Annotated in this window: 19 protein-coding genes; 7 read left to right on the plus strand and 12 right to left on the minus strand. The window is 46.8% G+C overall.

Annotated features, from left to right (window positions below):
• Positions 1 to 28 precede the first annotated feature (28 nt).
• From cheB to larE, 3 genes are all read right to left on the minus strand, one after another.
• Positions 29 to 1,021: a chemotaxis-specific protein-glutamate methyltransferase CheB gene (gene cheB, locus AC3FZD_RS20700; protein WP_488737835.1), complete on the minus strand. Its 993-nt coding sequence runs from the start codon at positions 1,019 to 1,021 to the stop codon at positions 29 to 31.
• A gap of 6 nt (positions 1,022 to 1,027) precedes the next feature.
• On the minus strand, positions 1,028 to 2,143 hold the full coding sequence (locus AC3FZD_RS20705) for a tetratricopeptide repeat protein (RefSeq protein WP_488737836.1): 1,116 nt from the start codon (positions 2,141 to 2,143) through the stop codon (positions 1,028 to 1,030).
• A 169-nt stretch (positions 2,144 to 2,312) separates the two neighbouring features.
• Entirely contained in the window at positions 2,313 to 3,134 is an 822-nt protein-coding gene (gene larE / locus AC3FZD_RS20710) for an ATP-dependent sacrificial sulfur transferase LarE (RefSeq protein WP_488737837.1), read from the minus strand.
• Positions 3,135 to 3,207: 73 nt separating this feature from the next.
• Here larE and AC3FZD_RS20715 point away from each other — a divergent pair, with 73 nt between their 5' ends.
• Positions 3,208 to 3,825: a Uma2 family endonuclease gene (locus AC3FZD_RS20715; RefSeq protein WP_488737838.1), complete on the plus strand. Its 618-nt coding sequence runs from the start codon at positions 3,208 to 3,210 to the stop codon at positions 3,823 to 3,825.
• Positions 3,826 to 3,845: 20 nt separating this feature from the next.
• Here AC3FZD_RS20715 and AC3FZD_RS20720 read toward each other — a convergent pair whose 3' ends face one another.
• From AC3FZD_RS20720 to AC3FZD_RS20745, 6 genes are all read right to left on the minus strand, one after another.
• Positions 3,846 to 4,628, minus strand: coding sequence for an ABC transporter permease (locus tag AC3FZD_RS20720; protein WP_488737839.1), 783 nt, complete (start codon positions 4,626 to 4,628; stop codon positions 3,846 to 3,848).
• A gap of 30 nt (positions 4,629 to 4,658) precedes the next feature.
• Positions 4,659 to 5,240 (minus strand): DUF5357 family protein, encoded by a 582-nt coding sequence (locus AC3FZD_RS20725; RefSeq protein ID WP_488737840.1) that lies wholly within the window; start codon positions 5,238 to 5,240, stop codon positions 4,659 to 4,661.
• A 42-nt stretch (positions 5,241 to 5,282) separates the two neighbouring features.
• The gene (gene fraC, locus AC3FZD_RS20730) at positions 5,283 to 5,801 is read right to left on the minus strand and encodes a filament integrity protein FraC (RefSeq protein ID WP_488737841.1); all 519 of its coding nucleotides are present in this window, start codon (positions 5,799 to 5,801) and stop codon (positions 5,283 to 5,285) included.
• A 77-nt stretch (positions 5,802 to 5,878) separates the two neighbouring features.
• A complete protein-coding gene (locus AC3FZD_RS20735; protein WP_488737842.1) occupies positions 5,879 to 6,640 on the minus strand; it encodes a PspA/IM30 family protein in 762 nt (253 codons plus the stop codon).
• A gap of 130 nt (positions 6,641 to 6,770) precedes the next feature.
• The gene (locus AC3FZD_RS20740; protein ID WP_488737843.1) at positions 6,771 to 7,502 is read right to left on the minus strand and encodes a PspA/IM30 family protein; all 732 of its coding nucleotides are present in this window, start codon (positions 7,500 to 7,502) and stop codon (positions 6,771 to 6,773) included.
• Entirely contained in the window at positions 7,499 to 8,920 is a 1,422-nt protein-coding gene (locus AC3FZD_RS20745; protein WP_488737844.1) for a hypothetical protein, read from the minus strand. The genes AC3FZD_RS20740 and AC3FZD_RS20745 overlap by 4 nt, the downstream gene beginning before the upstream one ends.
• Positions 8,921 to 9,384: 464 nt before the next feature.
• Here AC3FZD_RS20745 and AC3FZD_RS20750 point away from each other — a divergent pair, with 464 nt between their 5' ends.
• Both AC3FZD_RS20750 and AC3FZD_RS20755 read left to right on the plus strand, forming a co-directional pair.
• Positions 9,385 to 9,693, plus strand: a complete 309-nt coding sequence (locus AC3FZD_RS20750; protein ID WP_488737845.1) for a hypothetical protein — start codon at positions 9,385 to 9,387, stop codon at positions 9,691 to 9,693.
• A 291-nt stretch (positions 9,694 to 9,984) separates the two neighbouring features.
• Entirely contained in the window at positions 9,985 to 10,455 is a 471-nt protein-coding gene (locus tag AC3FZD_RS20755) for a hypothetical protein (protein WP_488737846.1), read from the plus strand.
• Here AC3FZD_RS20755 and cysK read toward each other — a convergent pair.
• Positions 10,416 to 11,390: a cysteine synthase A gene (gene cysK / locus AC3FZD_RS20760; RefSeq protein WP_488737847.1), complete on the minus strand. Its 975-nt coding sequence runs from the start codon at positions 11,388 to 11,390 to the stop codon at positions 10,416 to 10,418. The two genes, AC3FZD_RS20755 and cysK, sit on opposite strands and share 40 nt — an antisense overlap.
• Before the next feature lie 21 nt (positions 11,391 to 11,411).
• Positions 11,412 to 14,039: a cyclic nucleotide-binding domain-containing protein gene (locus AC3FZD_RS20765; protein ID WP_488737848.1), complete on the minus strand. Its 2,628-nt coding sequence runs from the start codon at positions 14,037 to 14,039 to the stop codon at positions 11,412 to 11,414.
• A 236-nt stretch (positions 14,040 to 14,275) separates the two neighbouring features.
• Between AC3FZD_RS20765 and AC3FZD_RS20770 the strand changes: the two genes are divergently transcribed.
• The 3 genes from AC3FZD_RS20770 to AC3FZD_RS20780 all read left to right on the plus strand — a co-directional run bounded on the left by AC3FZD_RS20770 (position 14,276) and on the right by AC3FZD_RS20780 (position 17,380).
• Entirely contained in the window at positions 14,276 to 14,851 is a 576-nt protein-coding gene (locus tag AC3FZD_RS20770; RefSeq protein WP_488737849.1) for an IS607 family transposase, read from the plus strand.
• A complete protein-coding gene (locus AC3FZD_RS20775) occupies positions 14,760 to 15,563 on the plus strand; it encodes a helix-turn-helix domain-containing protein (protein ID WP_488737850.1) in 804 nt (267 codons plus the stop codon). Before AC3FZD_RS20770 ends, AC3FZD_RS20775 begins: the two co-directional genes overlap by 92 nt.
• 92 nt (positions 15,564 to 15,655) lie before the next feature.
• The gene (locus tag AC3FZD_RS20780) at positions 15,656 to 17,380 is read left to right on the plus strand and encodes an ABC transporter ATP-binding protein (RefSeq protein ID WP_488737851.1); all 1,725 of its coding nucleotides are present in this window, start codon (positions 15,656 to 15,658) and stop codon (positions 17,378 to 17,380) included.
• A 24-nt stretch (positions 17,381 to 17,404) separates the two neighbouring features.
• On the opposite strand, the gene AC3FZD_RS20785 is transcribed toward AC3FZD_RS20780, so the two are convergent.
• Positions 17,405 to 18,724: an MFS transporter gene (locus tag AC3FZD_RS20785; RefSeq protein WP_488737852.1), complete on the minus strand. Its 1,320-nt coding sequence runs from the start codon at positions 18,722 to 18,724 to the stop codon at positions 17,405 to 17,407.
• 144 nt (positions 18,725 to 18,868) lie between these two features.
• On the opposite strand from AC3FZD_RS20785, the gene AC3FZD_RS20790 reads away from it, so the two are divergent.
• On the plus strand, positions 18,869 to 19,723 hold the full coding sequence (locus AC3FZD_RS20790) for an AraC family transcriptional regulator (protein WP_488737853.1): 855 nt from the start codon (positions 18,869 to 18,871) through the stop codon (positions 19,721 to 19,723).

Here is a 19,723-nt window from a genome sequence, read left to right on the forward strand (position 1 = left end):
TCAGCAATTTCTAAGTTATTCTATCTCCCTATCTCCCCATCCGAGAAGTGATGCCTTTAGCAATAGCATCTAGGGATAAAACCTCGATCGCCGCGTCTAATTCTATAGCTGCTTTGGGCATTCCATAGACCGCACAACTGTCTCGATCTTGGGCAATGGTATGCCAACCTTGACGCTTAAGTAAATGTAATCCTTCGGCTCCATCTCGCCCCATACCCGTGAGTAAAATGGCGATACCCTGACGGGTGCAATGTTCGGCGAGACTGTTGAAAAATACATCTACGGAGGGACGATAGGGGTTATGGCGGGGATCTGGGGTATAGGCGAGGGTTAAGTCGGGTTTGAGATAGAGGTGATCGTTAGTACCGGCAACTAAAACGGTTCCGGAGAGCAGGCGATCGCCCTTAACCGCTATTCTGACCGGTAACTGGCTCTGTTGTCGCAACCAGTCTACTAAGCCACTAGAAAATTGGGCATCTACATGCTGAACAATCACAATAGCACCCCTAAAGTTTACGGGCAGTTGGGAAAGAATACTGGCTAAGGCTTTCGGCCCCCCCGTCGATGAGCCAATGGCAACTAAAGGGGGAGATGAGGGTTTCGGGAGATGGACAGAGGTCAAAGAGGAGTGCTTAAGCAGTTTACCGATGCAAGCGACTTTAGACAGGAATGCATCCGTGGGATCGGCGGTTGTCCCGTTCAAAAGGGGCATTTCCACGGCATCGATCGCCCCCTGTTCTAGGGCAGCATAGACTTGGGCAATCTTTGGTTTGCCATTAGCCGTCATGATGAGAATGGCACAGGGGCACTGTTTCATAATTTGCCGGGTTGTTTCTACCCCATCGATCGCCGGTAACTCCAGATTCATTAAGATCAGATCGGGTCGATTTTGATGGCATTTAGCCACCGCTTCTACGCCATTGGATGCTGTCCAAATCACGGGGTAGGCAGCCACACTTTCTAACATCCGTCGTAAGGCAGCCGTGGCGATCGCCCCATGGTGAACAATTGCAATTCTCATTAATATTTAATCCCCTGGGCGACAGAAGACCAAGCCACTGTACAAGGCAAAAGCCCGATCCCAATCCGTTTCTGCCCTGCGAAAGATATCAATATAGGGGCGAATTGCGCCAAAGAGATCCCTAATATCTGCTACAACTTTAGCCTCCTGTAAGACCATCTCCCCAAAAGGCGTAAAATCTGACCAAATCGGAATCTGGGGTAAATTTTTCACCATCACTTGGATTAAACGATTCCATTGCAGACGAGTCGTCAATTGCGATCGTGGAATGTCTGGAGAAACAATGCCCACACTCTGATGAAACTCAAAGGAGCGATCGCAAAACCGCAATAAACAATTTCTCTGGGGAAGATGTAAATCGCACAAATAAACATAATCCTGAGTGCGCTCAACCCTCTCCTGTTTACCCTTACTATCCAACATCACCACCGATTCAAAAATGGGCAGTCTTCCCTCTACCCGTTGCGCCACTTCTGACCATTCAAAACTCAACCTTCCCAACTGATTGAATTCATCCTGGCACATAATACTCACACTTTTTCCCAGTTCCGAAATAGACTGCACCCGAAACACCCGAATCTGTTCGATTTTCTCTAAATTCACCCAAAATGCCGGAATACCTGCCTCTTGCAATTCTCGACCATAAACCCCCAAAGCCCCTATAGTACCGGTACGATGCAAACGCCAAAACTTTCCAGGAAGTTGGCGTTGGGCGCTATAGAAATCCAGATTCATAATTCGGGCAAACTCTTTTGCTGCCGCTTTACGCGCATCTCCAACTACCGGCTCAATAATTAAGAGTCCAGGTTTAGCTTGATTGGGATCTTGAGTTACTTGGGCGATCGCCTCTTGCCGTTTTTGCTGCTCCTGAGCCTCTTTTTGGCTTTGCAGTCGTTGCAGTCCAGAACGAGCTTGAGACACAATTTTCGGATGTTCCGCTTGACGCAATAATTGCCGATAAATCGGTTCAGCTAAATCCGGTTTCCCTCGTTCCTCATACAACCGTCCAGCGTACAACCTTCCCCAAGGATTCTGGGGTTCTTTTTGCAAGAAATTCTTCAGCAAATTCTGAGCTGTACGATAATCCTTACGTTCAAAAGCTTTAGCAATTTGGTCAAGCATTGTGGGGGAATGGAGGAGTGGGGGAATGGGGGAATGGGGGAATGGGGGAATTAAAGACATATCCTTATCCCCGTGTCTTTAGGTTTTGGGGGGGTGCGAGCATCTTGCTCGCTTTTGACTTTTAGCGAGCAAGATGCTCGCACTACTTGCATAACTCATTTTAGCCCAGTCATGCTCTAGCCACTTCCCCTAAAACGCGATTGAGTTTGCCACTGACATACCCTTCTAAGTCAAGGGTGACATAGAGAAAGCCCAATCCCTGAAACTGTTGCACCAGTGCTGGTAAATTTGTAGAGAGAACAAAGGATTGAATCTGTTCTGGCGGTAATTCTATTCTGGCGGTTTCTCCCTCCGAGCGCACCCGCACTTGAGCTAAACCCAGTTGCCGTAAATAGCGCTCGGCTCGCCCCACCCGTTGTAATTTAGACAGGGTAATTTCTTCGCCATAGGGAAAGCGAGAACTCAGACAAGGTTGAGCGGGTTTATCCCACCAGGGGAGTTCTAGGTATTTAGAGAGTTCCCGCACTTGCGCTTTAGTTACCCCAACTTCTGCCAAAGGCGATCTAGCTCCCCGCTCTTTTGCTGCTTGAATTCCAGGGCGATAATCCTGTAAATCATCCCCATTTACCCCATCAATCACATAGGGATAGCCCCAAGCTTGGGCGAGAGGTTTGAGGGTATCGTGGAGTTCACTTTTACAAAAATAGCAGCGATTGACGGGATTAGACGTATAGTTGGGATTCTCCATTTCATGGGTTTGGACAATCTTATGGGTAATCCCAATCGCCGCCGCCTGCACTTTAGCATCCTCTAAATCTTCCGGCAGCAGGGACGGAGACTCGGCAGTAACAGCGAGGGCGCGATCGCCCAATTGATCGTAAGCAATTTTCGCCACCAATGTACTATCAATTCCGCCGGAATAGGCGATCAGCGCCCGATCCATTTCCGCAAATAACACTTGTAGACGGTTGAGTTTTTCCCTGATATCCATGTTTTGTTCGTTTTACCCTGTAAAGTTGTAAGATACAATTGCCACAGAATCACGCTAGGAATTAAAAAAAAGCATGAATCCTCTGTTACTCGACAAAATCAACACATACCCTGAATTCCACTCTAACCAAACCCATCAACAATATACCATTTCCGATGTCAGTTGGTCACTCTACGAAGGGCTTTTAATCGACTTCGACCATAACTTTCCGGGATTGCGAGTTCATTATTTAGAAGGAAAATTAGAATTAACCATGCCCAGTCGTCAACATGAAATCATTAAGGATAATATTGGGCGACTGTTGGGAGTTTATTTAGAGGAAAATCGCATCCGTTTTTATGGTTTGGGTTCGACTACATTTAAAAATGAGGCAAGACAACGGGGGGCAGAACCCGATGTTTCTTTCTGTATTGCAGAGAATAAAGCATTACCTGACATTGCCATTGAGGTTGTGCTAACAAGTGGAGGAATAGATAAACTGGATATTTATCAAGGTTTGGACGTAGCAGAGGTGTGGTTTTGGCAACAGAATCGGTTTTGGGTTTATTCTCGACAACAACAGGGTTATGGGTTAACAGAGCGCAGTCAATTCCTGCCCAATCTGGATTTAAATGTTCTGGCAACCTATGTGAATTATCCCGAACCCTTGGATGCTATGCTGGAGTATCGGCAAGCCCTCCGAAAGCAGTAAAGCTCTGGCTGACTGGGATCTCAAAATTCCCGTTGAGCAAAAATAATCGTGGCTAAAGCTAATAACGCCATCGTGTAAACTATACCATATCCCGCATTCGTTGCCAGAGTCAAAGCATCGGGTAAAGAATTCATCCCATACACCGCTAAGTTTTTCAAATTTAAGCGCGATAGATCGGGCACAATGATAAACAAGACTTGGCTCAGACGGGAAAACAGGGGATTTTCCACTAAGGCATTCAGTTTAACCATATCAGCACTCAAATTGCCCATGAAATAAATGCCAAACGTGAGAAATAGAGCCACTAAGGAACGGGTAAAGACTCCAAATAAAATCGCTGCTGCTGTAATCAAGGATAGCTTCAGAACCAGGAACAGAGCCGAAATAATCAGGGCAGTTAATGACGGATAGCTGGTTTGATTCAGGCTTAAAATTCCTAGATAAATTGCCATCATGCCACCCACTAGGATACTTAAAACTGCGGTAATGCCCAAAAATTTTCCCACAATCAGTTCTGAGATATTCAGGGGTTTGGCAATCAGTAAATAGATGGTGCGCTGGTCAATCTCTTTGTTAATTAATCCCGTACTGATAAAGACTGTAACCGCTACCCCTAGAATCTCCATCAATCCTAAACCTACATCCAGGAGAATTTTATCTTCTACGGTAGAGGCGACTTCCCGAATGATGGGGATCATAAATACTATAATAATCGCGAATAATCCTAGGACATAGAGAATGCGATCGCGGATGGTTTCAGCAAATACATTATTGGCAACAACCCTGAGTCGATTAAAATTCATAGGTCTGTCTAACAGCAGTTAAAATAAGGGTTAATTGATGAATGGACGGATCTTTTCCAGATTTAATGGTATCACAAATAAGCTGTTTTTCATTTTTTCCACATCCATTAATTCTGAATGCTCCTGTCCCCATGCATTAATCATAAAGTACAAGTAAATCCAGCAACTGACCAGTAAACTACTGAGAAAAATGATAATATTTCTTTGTAAGCGCTGTTTACCTTCTCTTGATTGCAGATCGATGGAGGATATTTTGATCAAATCTGGTAATATCTGGGTCAGGGCGATAACTTGTGGATAGGTTAACCAAAGAAATTCATCTGGCAATTTATTTGGTTTTTTACTAATTACCACACAAAAGAATAACCAAACAATAATCGGTTTTAAGTCTATTCCTAAATAGCGCAAAGTCCATTGACTGAGAAAAAACCATAGGCTACAGAGTAAACTGATAAATCCCAATAGAGCCACCAGTTCTTGGAGTTCTTTCTTTTGAAAGATGGGCATCAGAGCTGCCATAGCCCAGAAGCCAAAACCGATCATAAATAGAATTTGCCAGAGGGTGGGAGGTCTGGAAAATAGAGCATTAAACAGTTGAATTAAGTTTTTCATAAACTCCTTAGCAAATAGGGGATGGAGAGGAGAAAAGACCAATCAACTCTTACTAGAGTGTAGCGCTATCAATTGAAGAATGACGATGGTTAAAATCGCACTGTTGCTGATTAAATGAGCATTAAAGATAGCACGAGAAATGGCTTTTTGGATAAAGGCTTCACTGGCAGCCGTGCTAAATCCGCCTTCTCCATATTTTTTCTCTATCCAAAAGTTACGGATCTTGCGTAGAAGGGCTATCCCTTGCCGTTTGACCAACCAACCCATGAAAAAAGCACTGATAATTCCGAGTAAAATCCAGGATGAATTGGATTGATCTAACTCTCCGAGTAGGATTACACGCATCAAGCTTTGGCGAATGGCAGGAGGTAGTAGTTTTTCTAAACTAAAGAATAAGAACCAACCGATCGAGTTAGCAAGTAGATTGAGTGTGGCGGCATAAAAAATGCTGAAGCGGCGATGGAGTTGGAGTTGGCTATGGAGCAGATAGGATTCAATGGCGATCGCCACCCATAAGAATAGCATCTGTAAGGCGATCGCCCGTAGAGGCAGGATAACCATCACCGAAATAATTAGCAATGAACAATTAACAATGAACAATTATTTTAAAGTATTAATTGTTCATTGTTCCTGTGATCCTAGCTTTTATCCAGTTCCCGACGCAGTTGCTCCAACTCATCCTCAACTTTTGGAGCAGAGCCAGTGGAACGGCTATCTTGGGGAAGAGCTGCTTGATTCGGGGATGCGCCACTCAATTGAGCTTTCATGGCTGCCAATTCATCATCCACATCGCTCCCTTCCAAAGCCACAAACTGTTCTTCAAGCCCCGTTCCCCCAATTTCATAGGCTGCCTGGCTTCTGGCTTCCATTTGCAGCACTTTTTCCTCCATCCGGTCAAACGCCGCTAAAGCACTACTCGTTCCCATGTTCGAGACCGTATTTTGCAAGTTTTCTTGGGCTTTAGCTGCTTGCATCCGTGCTTTGAGCATATCTTTCTTCGTTTTCGCCTCAGAAATCTTGCTCTCTAGCTGCATTAAATTTTTCTTCAGGGTCTCCACCTGGGCAATTTGTTGGTCTAGAGAAGCTTTAATGGTATTAGCGCTATCCGTCTGTCCTTTTTTGCGCTGCAAGGCTTCCCGTGCCAAACTTTCATCCCCTTTCTGGAGAGCCAGTTGCGCCCGTTGCTGCCATTTATTGGCCTCATTCTGGGCTGTGTTATATTGTTGCTGGCTCTTTTTTTGGCTGGCGATCGCACTAGCAACCGCTTGCCGGAGTTGTACTAGATCTTCCTGCATGTCAATAATAGACTGCTCTAGTATCTTCTCCGGGTCTTCTGCTTTGCTAACGAGATCGTTTACGTTGGCTCTCAGAACTCGGCTGATCCGGTCGAATAATCCCATAGTTCTAACTCGGCTTTGCTATCAGGGTCTATATACAGATTATAGTTGAGTGTTAAAGGTAAGAGGAAGTGGCAGGTGGAGGAATAGAGAGATGGGGGATAGGGGAGATCCCCAATTGCCCATTACTCAATTACAATTCATTGAGTCGCGATCGCAACTCCTCCAATTCCTGATCGTACTCCGATTGGCTCCGAGTCCCCTGGCTTTTGAGTTGGGTTTTAATCACCGTCAATTCCTCCTCTACGGAATTCTGCTCTGCTGATTCTAGAGCTTGGAACTCTCTTTCCAGGGGATCTTGTCCCCCTTGGGCTAGTTCCGCTTGCGCTTCAAGTTGGTGTACCTTATTTTCCATTCGCTCTAAAGCTGCTGATGTACCCCTAGGATTCAATTGATTCATCACTTGGTGCAATTGTTCGGAAGTTTTAGCCGCACGGGCACGGGCGATATAGAGTTCTTTCTTCCCTTTAGCCTCCGCTATTTTAGCCTCTAAGGCGTGTAAATCCTGCTTCATCCGATCCACCACAACCCCTTGCTGTTGCAGGTGTTGCTGGAACATTCGCGCCGTTTCCAGGTAAGGTTTTCGGCGGGTAAGCGCTTCCCTAGCCAGAGTTTCATCTTGTTTTTCTAGAGCGAGTTGGGCCCGTATGTGCCAATCTTCGGCACTCCTTGTGGCTTGATGATATTGTCGCTCTGTACGTTTTTGCACGGCAATCGCCTGAGCCACCGATTGCCGCAGCCGCACCAAGTCATCTTGCAATTCCAAGATAGCCGTTTCTAGCAACTTTTCCGGATCTTGCCGTTGGGTAATCCAATCATTCACCTGGGCACGAACAGCACGAATTAGGCGATCGACAACACTCATAATCCCATCTCTATTGACTCATGATCGTAAATTTTGGCAGCAATTCCCTCAATCCTCAGTTCCTCCAAAAACGCTTCCGCCATCCCCCGATGATCGAATACCCCCAACTGCACATAAATACCATCCGCAAAATTGCGTAAATAGGCATCCGGAACCAAGGCTTGAATTTTCGCCATAGCCGTCCCATTCTCATAATTCGCCACCACATAATAGGATTGAAGATCCTGCACTTCCGGCACAGTCACCACCGGTTCCGGCATCCACTCCTGATGAGCAGGCATATCTACCGGGATAGGAATCGAGCCAGCAAAGCCCTGAAGCTGACTTTGATGGGGTACTGGTTCAGCAAAAGACGGAGCCTGTGGGGGCACAATCGGATTCGCTGCTTGCAACTGGGGCAACTCTTGCGGATTCAGAGGAGCAGTTGCCCTCGGAACCGGTGGAGGAGGTAGGGGCGCTGGGGATTCTACCGCTTGCGGAGCAGGGGATTGAGCAGGCTCAGATTCAGGAGCAGCAGAAAACACCGGTAAACTCAACACCCGCAAATTCAGCCCCGATTTTAGCTCCGACTTCGAGGCTTTAGTAGACGGCTCTTCTAGCGGACGTTTCGCCACCACCGGCGAAGCCACTGGGGAAGGTGGGGGGGGCTGCTTGGGGTCTAGAATACTCAAACTCTCTAGGGTTAACTGGCCAAATTCCGAAAGGGGATGACTCAGGGACTGGGAAACCTCAGAAGAATTAGCCGGAGTTGGCGTAGGTTCTGGAGTCGATTCTTCGGGAACACTAGGGTTAGGCTGCCGCAAGGGACTATTGGGGAACAAGTAACGCATCAGAGAAGGATTGAAAAAAATCACCCCAAATGTAATGCACAGCAGAATCAAGAGCAGAGTAGAACCAATACCCAGGGGAGTAAGCCAGGGGTTAAAAGCTGGAGTCGTAACGGGCGTTTCGTCTTCCTCTTCTTCCTCCGCCAAACTTCTGAGCAGCTCTTCTGAAGATTCCAGGTAATCCTCTGGGGGGCTATCCGGTTCAAACCCCGTATCCGGTTCCGCCAGATGTTGAGGCGCAAAAGAGGTAGATAGGGCAGCCCCTAAATCGGGATTAGCCGAAGGCGATAGGGAAGCTGGAGATTCTGAAGCCGTTTCTAGAGTCTCTTGAACCGGGGATGAGTTCGGTTTTGGCCGTTCTGGAGGCGGCGGCGAGACCCAATCTAGGGTTTTGCCTGCATTACCTTGGGCAGTTGGGGTTAAAGCATAGCTTTTCAGGGCTGGAGTATAGCCCTGGCGATAGCGCCGATACCGGGTTAACTCCTCCTCCAGGCTGACATTGAGACTGGTTAGAGCCGCTTGCAGGGGTAAGGGGATGGCATCGGTCTGATGGGGTTGGGTGGGGGGTTTTCCAGGAAAACGGTTACTCATCGCCAAAGTCTCGCCGCTAGGGATTCGGTGAATCTGCTTATTTAAGCGTTGATTGTATCTTATTCTGATGGGTAATGATAGGGAATCTCTACATTTTTATTCACAAAGATTTAAATTAGAGCCATCTTGAGCTTGATTTTTTGTAACGCTGGCTACTGTTTTCCGCTCTCTCTAATGTAAAGGTTAAGAGTCCTTTATGCCTAGTTTTAGTCCTAGGATTACAGCATTTGCAATCTAGATCGAAGCCCTGGCCGTAATCTGGGCAGTCTCATTGATCCCCAATAGTTTTTTCCCAGAAATCCTCCCTTATCCGTGAAAAGGATGATAGTGAAAACAGGGAATTTATGTCCAAAGTTAAAGTAAAGATAAAAAAAATATGAAGCTATTTTCATTTTGTCTAGAAGATAACTGAAAATAGAGAGGAAGCCGATACTTGCCCCTTATTCCCCGATCGAGGATTCCCCATGAGCAACTCCAATTGTCCAACTTCCGCCTGCCGGTATTGCCGCCACTTTACGCCCGAAGGACGGCGAGGGGGAACCTGCCAACAGCTTGGTGTTCCTGTAAGCGGGGGATGGAAAGCTTGTTCCTTAGCGCTGCCAGCCTTTGCCCCATCTTGGGAAGGCTTAGAAGGCTTAGGTCTCTGGCAATATCAACCCTTAACCAGGGTTGAGGCCCAGTCTAAGTGCTTAGAACCGGCTATCCTGAAAGAGTCCCGCCCCAACTTGAGTGTAGTGGAAGATGATCTAGACCAAGGTCTAGCTCTAGCTTAAGCAAGCAACCGATAAAATGAACCCTTTTTTAAGATCAAAAGCTTCAAAGACCCTATAGTATAGCCATTCTCGATTCAACCTAGAAACCGGTTTTCTTAAAGAGAGCCGGTTTTCTCCATTTTGAGTAATGGTTTCTTTTTCTTCAAATAGCAACCTGCTCCCGTGAGGCTTCCCCCCATCCCCCAGAAGAAAGGTTGACCCAAACTGTTCCAGAATTTATTAATATTTGTAACATTTTGCCGTTTTCTTTGAAGACGAGCAGATAAGAATGCAGTTCTTAGTTAACTTCTGATGAACATGAAAACAAAATCGAACCTGCAATCTATAGCCAAATCCGTCTGGACAATCTTACAATACATGATTCTCATTCCCTTTGCTCTAGCATCTTTGATGCCAATTTTAGCGCTTTTAGCTAATTTAATTAGCCCCCTATCTCTGAAATCTGGATGGACTGGAATGGCGCATCAATTAACTGGAGTTGCTTTTTCCAAAGAAGAGGCAACAGTCATCGATATATCTTCACAGACTTATTGGAATGGTGAGGGTAGCGATTATGTTATCTTAAAACTTAATCCCGAAAAAGCGAAAGTGTTATTGCAGAAAATTCAACAAGATCCCCAATGGGAAGGGTGGAATGATTCATCATTTTGCGCCGGGCAATATTGGGTGAAAGAAACCGAAGATTATGAGAGCGATTATAGATCTTCAGTTTCTTTTTGCACTCACGATAATATTTTAAAATTAAGTGAAGACTTTTTATGACTATAATTCTGAAACAATGCGGTACTCAAATAGCGATCGCCTCCACTCGGTTGAATCACCGCAATCATCTGCCCCTGATGTTCTGGACGTTGGGCCACTTGCAGCGCCGCATAAACCGCCGCTCCCGTAGAAATCCCACTCAGAATACCCTCTTCCTTCGCTAAACGGCGACCGATATCATAGGCTTGTTCCTCAGAAATAGCCATCACCTCATCAATCAAATCAACCCGCAGGACATCGGGGATAAAGCCCGCACCAATACCTTGAAGATTATGAACGCTCGGTTTCTCGCCGCTTAAAACGGCACTAGCTTTCGGCTCGATCGCCACAATTTTAAGCGCTGGTTTCTTTTTTTTCAAATAGCGACCTGCTCCCGTGAGGGTTCCTCCCGTCCCCACACCCACCACCAACACATCCAGCTTACCCTCCGTATCTGACCACAATTCCGGCCCAGTGGTTTGATAGTGGATTTTCGGGTTGGCAGGATTACTAAACTGTTGGGGAGAAAAGGAATTAGGGGTACTTGCCAGCAATTCATTCGCCCGTTGAATGGCTCCCACCATATCCAAATGACTGGGAGTCAAAACCACCTCTGCCCCATAAGCAGTCACCATCTGTTGACGCTCGCGGCTCATATTCTCCGGCATTGTCAGAATTAAGCGATAGTTTTTCGCCGCGCAAACCATAGCCAACCCTATCCCCGTATTGCCGGATGTGGCTTCAATAATCGTCGAAACCCCAGGGGTAATCAGTCCCGCTTGTTCCGCTTCCGTAATCATGCTGAGGGCAATGCGATCTTTAACGGATTTAGCGGGATTAAGTCCCTCTAATTTCAGTACAATCTCGGCTTGACAATTAAACTGTTTTGGCAAGTGGCGTAACTGGACTAGGGGCGTTGCGCCAATGAGTTCGGTAATGTTTTGGTAAATTCGCATGAACAATTAACAATTAACGGTTTATAACAGCAGTTGGAAAAAGATCAATGTCAATGCTGCCATCAGGAATAGATGGGGTAGGTTGCTCCAGAATGGGCGTTGAGTAATTTTGAACAGGGGATAGAGGCTAAAGGCGATCGCCGCCAACAGCACCGCCCCTTGCAAAAAGGCCGCCACATCCCCACTCCAGGTTAGCACCGGCCAACCCGCACCAGAGAAGCCAAACGTGCGAGCCGTCACCGGTAACAGTTGCCCGGCTTCCGTCATCGCCGCCGGGACATAATGGGCTAAATTCGCCCCCAACGTCATCGGTAAATAAGCATAAATAGTAACCAAATAGGGGGGCATTTCCCGGTCAAAGAAGCGGGCGATCGCATGAACGCTATAAGTTAAAACCCAAGGAATACTCAGCAACAACAGCACCACTGGCAAAGCCATAAACCAGGGTTTTCCCGCAATCAGAGTGTTATCCAGACCAAAAAAGCCTAGAACTTTGTCAGCAGAATGCATAAACACTCCACCAAACAGGAGCAGCAGTAGTGCCACCTCTGCCCAAAACGGCTGGTGATTTTCCAATAAATCCGCCGCCACAAACCGCACATTCAACTGTACGGAGCGATTCGGACAAGCTTTTAAGCAAGTCATACACAACACACAATCCCGGTTATCCCGCAGTTGAGCTGGGTGGGAATAGAGGGGACAACCCCCGGTTGCTTGTCCCTCATTCGGTAGGGAGTCAGGAAAGGTAACCGGAGTCGCATCACTGCCTTTGTAACAGCCAAACGTGCTACATTGACTGCCGCAAATTTGCTGAGTTGATCGCAGCTCCGTCAAAGCCAGTTTAGCAAACATGCCATTCATGCCGCCAATAGGACAGAGATAGCGACACCACAAACGGCGCTCATAAATGAGGCTAAAAATCACCGCACCGGCTGTAATAATCAGCAATAAATCAGACGAGAGATGGGGCGTATGGGGCAGATCTGCCAGTTTTTCCCAGAGATAAATGGCCACAAAACCGGCCCAAAGCAGCCAAGCTCCCCAGCGATTCATCCATTTAGTCGGCCAAGGGAGCAGTTGACGGGGCCAAATCCACAGGGAAATGGTTCTGATCCATTCTCCGGTGACCATAAACGGACAAATGGCGCACCACAAGCGACCAATAATAGGAAAGAGCAACAGATAAAACGGCCACCACCAGGCCCAAAAGAGATTAAGCGTCACGCTAGAGTCGCGGGTTTGGGGGCCCAGATAACCCATGAGGGTGACGGGGATAAACAGGAGCATCACAATTACCCAGAAGCGTTCCGGCCACCAATCACTGAGCAGAAATCGACGCAACCAGGGCAGTTGATTGAGTAAATCGACCCGAAAGGCATTTTTTTTCGATTCAACCGACCAGAGGACTTGTTCGGGAATAATATCTTGTTCGGGGGGAGTCATGACCACCGCCCGTTTAAGGATGCTTTCGAGTTCAGCAATGTTGGCGGGGTAGTCGTAGCTAATCAGACGGCGTAAATCCGCTTGACTGAGGTTCAGGGGCGATCGCTGGCTTTCTTGGCAGTATTTATCCAGGAAATAACGGGCAAAGCTAGGGAGATCGAGTTTTCGCTGTTTTAGGGAGGGGAGTTTAAGACTATGATGGGGAACCTCCCCCAAGGACATTGAGGAGGGACTACTGAGGATCAGGCGTACCCAGGACTGGATCGGGAGGCCTTCAGGGTTAGGGTGAATAGTGTTCGTTTGCAGATAGTGCAAGAGGCGATCGCGGTCTTTTTGGCTCAGAAGCTGATAATTGGCAATTAACAGGGTTCCTCGCTCTAGCAATTCGATCGCCCCCAGTTGTTGACCCACACGACCAAAAAGATTATCTGTATTTAGGGCCCCACTCTCGTCACGAGGAAGCAAAGCACAGTCGAGTTCAGCCCAAGGATGGTCTTTAATCCCTGAATGGTGATGAATATAGCCAGCCAGAAAGGTTTTTCCGCCTCCGGGAGGGGATTGGAGGTGGATCGGTTTCAGGTCTTGGGTCGCTTTTTCAATCTGTGCGGCTAGTTTTTGGCTGAGTTTACTTTTGCCCGTAATCAGGTGATCTGTGGGAATGGGGCGGATAAACGGTTGTAGTCCTTGGATGCGGATTTGTTCGGTAGCGATGCGATTAGCAAAGTGGTTTAAGTCTTGAGCTAGAAAGGTATTGACAGCTTTTTCGATGGGAGGATATTGGTTGGTGAGCTGCTCAAAGTCGGTTTGACTGAGAAACCAGAGTTCACTTTTGGCGATCGCCACAGCATTCGTATTGTAGGTTGCTGTGGTTTCGTTAAGTGCCAAGGGAATATAGCCAAACAGTTCCCCCGCACTGTAATAGCGAATATGAGTTTTCCCCACCAGGGAAGAGCGATAAATCTCCACCGAACCCCATTTGATCAGGTATAACCCAATCGGTTCTAGACCTTCATGATAGATTTCCTGGCTAGGTTCGACTTTGAGTAAACGCAGGGATTGGGCGATCGCCTCAATCACTTCATCGCTCAATTGCCCCCATACTCGATGGAAGCTTAACCAGTCGATACCCTCTGCAATCTCTTTTTCTTCTAGGGATACATCTTGCTCTGGATGGGGCTGTAATGGGAGGAGTGAACTGGGAATCATACTATCTGTGCCTGATGTGGCTTAGATATCATTTTAATATAGTTATGCAGTTTTTGATGCATGTATGCTTGGGTCGCCCTAACCTTTTACTCAATATCTCAATATGAGGTTCGACGCAGTAGCCGGGATGTAGAATTATAGATTAGTATCTGACCGAGTAGATTGAGAGGTTAGTCAACAGTAAAGCATTTATTCACTTTTGCCTACAATAGATAACATATGCTAAAATAGAGAGTATGGCATATGTACCCTTGAGAAAAGCAGTTGAATTCCTGGGTTTACACCCAAATACCTTGAGGAAGTACGCGGACAGTGGCAAAATCAAAAGCATTAAAAACGAAGCCGGGCAAAGATTATTCGACGTTGAATCCTATCAACGCGATTCAATTGACCCTACCCTTATTTGCTACTGTCGAGTCAGTTCCACAAAGCAACGAGACGACCTCAAAAGACAAGTCTCCTTCATGCAAAGCCAATATCCAGGAGCCGAAGTCATCCAAGACATTGGCTCAGGACTCAACTTCAAAAGGAAAGGATTGCGCTCCTTATTGGTCAGACTTATGCAAGGCGATAAGCTCACAATTGTTGTTGCCTGTAGAGACAGATTGTGCCGGTTTGGATTCGAGCTATTCGAGTTCATGGCACAACAAAACGGTGGCTCAATCGTGGTTCTTGAGCAAACTGTTCACTGCCCAGAAACAGAACTCACGTCAGATCTTCTTGCCATTCTCCACGTCTTCTCTTGTAGAATGCACGGACTCAGAAGTTACAGCAAGAAGATCAAGGAAGATCCGAATATTCCTAAACCCTGAACAAAGAGCAAGACTCAAACAATGGTTTGGGACATCTCGCTTTGTCTACAACAGAACAATTGAATACTTGCAGCAGCCGGATACAAAAGCCAATTGGTTTGCGATCAAAGGAGAAATCCTAAAGAGTTTACCGGAATGGGCATCATCCGTTCCCTATCAAATCAAATCAATTGCTGTTAGAGATGCTTGCTTGGCTGTAAAAGCAGCTAAGAAAGGATTCATGGGAGATGGGAAGATCCGCCGTTGTAGATTCAGGAGTCGCAAAGACAAACAGCAATCAATCTTTGTCCCTAAATCGGCTATTAGGGATTATGGGTTTTACCACACAAAATTAGGGAAGTGCATCCTCAAAGAAGCACTACCCAAAGAATTCAGTGACGGTCGGGTAACCCTTGCCTATGGCGAGTATTACCTGACTATCTCTGAAGAAGTGCAACCTTTTCCTTCTGACAACCAAGGAAGGGTGGTTGCCTTAGATCCAGGTGTCCGCACGTTCATGACGTTCTTTTCAGAAGACTCTTATGGTTGGCTAGGAAATGGAGCAAACTTATCCATCCAAAAACTCTGTTTTAAGTTAGATCAATTAGTTTCGCAAATAGCCAAAGCCAAGTCAAGAGTCAAGAGAAGATTAAAGAAAGCAGCAGATAGAGTTCGTTGCAAAATTAAGAATTACGACAACGGTTTTAGGCATCACTGGGCGATCGGCATATGAGATTTTTGGCTTCCCGGATGACCTCAAATTGCGATCGTGTGCCACCTTATTTTCAGTCGTGACTTATTACTCATTTGAAGGACTAACCAAGGGTGAAACCGCGCTCAAGCTATTACGATTTAATTCCTTATCTGCGCCAAGAGTGGCAAACGATCGCCCAAGCTCTATTTTGTACGCTGGTGTTTACTGGGTTTTGGCCCATTTTAGCCCAACTTGCGGGGGACATTGCCCAGTTCATCAGTCAAGGTTTAGTAGTGGAAATTGCCCAAGTTGCAGCGATCGCCGCAGGCGTATTTCTCTTGCGAGGCTTGGTACAATATGGACAAGATGCTCTGATGGCCAAAGCCGCGTTTCTCATTGCTCGCGACTTACGGCAAGAAGTCTATCGCCATTTGCATCGCCTCAGTTTAGATTACTTTGAAACGGCCAAAACCGGCGATTTATCCTATCGACTCACGGAAGATGTGGATCGCATTGGCGAAGCCATTAACAAGATTTTTCACCAGTTTCTCCCCAGCATTCTCCAGCTGATTGTCGTTATTGGCTACATGGTTTACATTAACTGGCAGCTTACCCTAGCCGTAGCCATTGTCGCCCCCTTAATGGCTCTTTTGGTGGGATGGTTTGGGGAAAAGTTGCTTCAGTATTCCCGCCGTAGTCAAAATAGAGTATCAGATTTAGCTTCTTTAATCTCCGAAGTTTTGGGAGGCATTCGTCTGGTGCAAGCCTTTGGAGCTGCTGATTATGAAGTCGAGCGCTTTAGTCTAGAAGCGGAACGCAATCGTCGAGCTAAGTATAATGCGGAACGCTTAAAGGCGATTCAGTTTCCTGTAGTCGGCTTTCTAGAAGCCATGAGCATCATCTTCCTGTTGTTTTTGGGCGGATGGCAAATTCAACAGGGAAACTTGACCGGGAATGGCTTCTTGCGCTATGTAGTGGCAACGGCGATGCTGATCGATCCCATTTCCTTTGCCACCAGTAATTTTAATGAGTTTAAGCAAGCCGAAGCCTCCGTAGACCGGGTATTTGAGTTAATGAAAATTGCGCCCCAGGTGGTGGAGAGTTCAGAGGCGATCGCCTTACCCAGAGTTGAAGGAACCGTAGAATACAACCAAGTTTATTTTGCCTACGATCGCCACAAACCCGTCTTACAGGGTCTCAATTTTCAGGCCAAACCCGGCCAAGCGATCGCCCTCGTGGGGCCTTCAGGCGCGGGTAAAACCACCCTCGTCAACCTGCTCCTACGATTTTATGATGTGCAGAGCGGTGAAATTCTCATTGATGGGGTCGATATTCGTAAAGTGACGTTAAACTCCCTGCGGCAACAAATCGGCATCGTACCCCAAGAAACAATCCTCTTTTCCGGTACAGTCGCCCAAAATATTGCCTTTGGTCAAAAAGACTTCGATCTTGGGCAAGTCGAAGAAGCGGCTAAAATTGCCAATGCTCACCAGTTTATCGAGCAACTGCCCGAAGGCTATCAGACTTGGATGGGAGAGCGAGGAATGACGTTATCGGGGGGACAACGACAGCGAGTGGCGATCGCCCGTGCCGTCTATCTCAATCCTCGGATCTTAATTCTCGATGAGGCCACCTCTGCCCTAGACTCAGAATCAGAGAGCCTAGTACAAGAAGCCCTAGAGCGGGTAATGGAAAATCGTACCGTCTTTATTATTGCCCACCGGTTAGCCACCGTGCGCCGAGCCGATCGCATCTTAGTGGTTGAACAAGGACAAATTGTCGAGTCTGGAACCCATCAGGAACTCTTGGATAAAGGCGATCGCTATGCCCTCTTTCATGCTCGCCAATTCAATTAACGAGTTGTTATCTTTGAAGGATTGCTAAAGTAAGGGTTCGCGGCTGCGATCGCCCATAAACCCCAAGGCGATCGTACTAATTACCGCACTAATGGCTAAATACAGTGCAGGAGCGTAAATATTTCCACTGATATTAATCAGCCAAGTACAAACCAACAGAGACGTTCCCCCCATAATACTTGCCCCTAGATTAAACGACAGAGAATAGGCAGTCAGGCGAGTCTCTGTAGGAAACAGTTCTACCATCATCACGGGAGAGGCTGCTAATAAGGGGACGATGGAGACTGCCAATAAGATTTGAGCTAACCAAACTTGGTAACGATCCGGTTGCAACAACAGCCAAAATCCAGGAAAACTTAATAACCCCACGCTCAGGGTTGCCAGCAACAACAAGGATTTACGCCGTAGGGCACTATCAGATAACCAACCCAAGAGGGGAAGCAGGGCAATCTGAATAACTAGGGCAACCACATTGACAGCTAAAACACTACTACGGGGCATATCCGTAAACCGATCCAAGTAGGTCGGAATATAGACCATAATAATGTAATAGGTCGAACTGTAGGCCCCGGCATAACACATAGATTGCAGCATGGGGACTAAGGATTTTCTCAGAGCCTTGAGTAGGGGAACTTGTCTTTCCTGCTGGTGTTCTTCAAACACCTCTGAATCCGGTAGATTCGTCCGAATGTAGAGTCCGGTTAATCCCAATACCCCACCAAACAAGAAGGGCAAGCGCCAGCCCCAATGGTATAAATCAATCTCAGAGAGGAGATGGGTAAGGAGGGCAACCATTCCTAAACCTAACAATAAACCGGTGGTAGACCCCACATTGACAAAGCTAGTAGTGAACCCGCGCCGAGTTTGGGGCGCAGTTTCGGCTACATAGGTGACCGATCCCGTGAATTCACCACCTACGGATAACCCTTGTACTAATCTGAGCAAAATTAAGATCGCTGGTGCGGCAATCCCAATCTGGCTATAGGTGGGTAGGAGACCTAACAGGAAGGTGGGAATTGCCATTAAGATGACGGAAATAAAGAGTTCAGTACGACGACTGACGCGATCGCCAATATAACCGAAAATTACCGCACCAATAGGTCGCATAACAAACCCGGCTGCAAATACACCATAGGTTTGTAGTAGGGAGATCAGTTCGTTATTATGGGGAAAAAATAGTACGGAAATAATGGGAGCTAAATAGCCATAAAGGGCAAAATCGTACCATTCGATTACATTACCTACCACACCGGCCAGAATAACGGTTTTAGTATTATTTTCGCTGTGGATTGTCTGGTGAGCTGGCCGATCTTGGGCGGCATTAATGGGGGATAGGGGTGTCACTCGCATAGGGGGTTAACGGCTCGATCCCTATTTTAACTCAAAGCTAAAGGGTAAAGTCCGTACAGGAAAGCAGGGGATTAACCGGGAAGCCGATTCAGTTGAGTAGACTATATAATCGACACAAGGCTTACTGGGTTCCTTAACATGCACCATCCTGCTCTTTCACCTGTTGAAGATTGTCACTTATCTGAGCATCAGGAAACGGTTCAAGTGACCCGACTCCAGAATCCGACTGGGGAAGGGAGTTGTCATTTCCGGGATGAGCATAGCTTATTTATCTCTCTTGCACCCCGTCCGATTGAGTATGTGCAATCTCAAGATGGCAAGACTTATCGGGGGTTATATCGTGCTGGAGATTTGTTAATTACGCCTGCGAATACCCCTTTATTTGTGCGATGGAAGGGGGAGGAAGATTGCTTGCTGCTTCAGGTGAGCGATCGCCTTTTGCGCGATGTGGCTAGGGAAACTCTGAGTCAAGATAGCGATCGCCTACAAATCATACCCCAGTTTCAGGTACGTCATTCTCCCCTAGAGGCGATCGCCAAAATGCTCCTTGCTGAATTGCAACAACCCGAATTGACCAGCCCCCTGTATTTAGATTCCCTCACCCATGTTTTAGCCGTCAATTTTCTTCGCCATCATGCCACCACCCAACCCCAATTACCCGTTTATGAGGGAGGGTTACCCCCTCGCCAACTGCAACGAATTTTAGATTACATTGATGCCCATCTCGATCAACCCATTCAACTGAAAAATCTAGCTCAATTGCTCGACATGAGTCCATTTCATTTTAGCCGTTTATTCAAGCAATCCATCGGCCTATCCCCCCATCAATATGTAATTCAGCAACGGATTGAACGAGCCAAACAGATTCTGAAATCCGGCGATCGATCTATCATTGAAATTGCCTTAGATTGTGGCTTTAGCAGCCATAGTCATCTAAGCAAACAATTCCGACAAGTCACCGGGATGACTCCCAAAGCCTATCGGGATAGTTAG

Source organism: Roseofilum sp. KMC-1, from assembly GCF_057802075.1.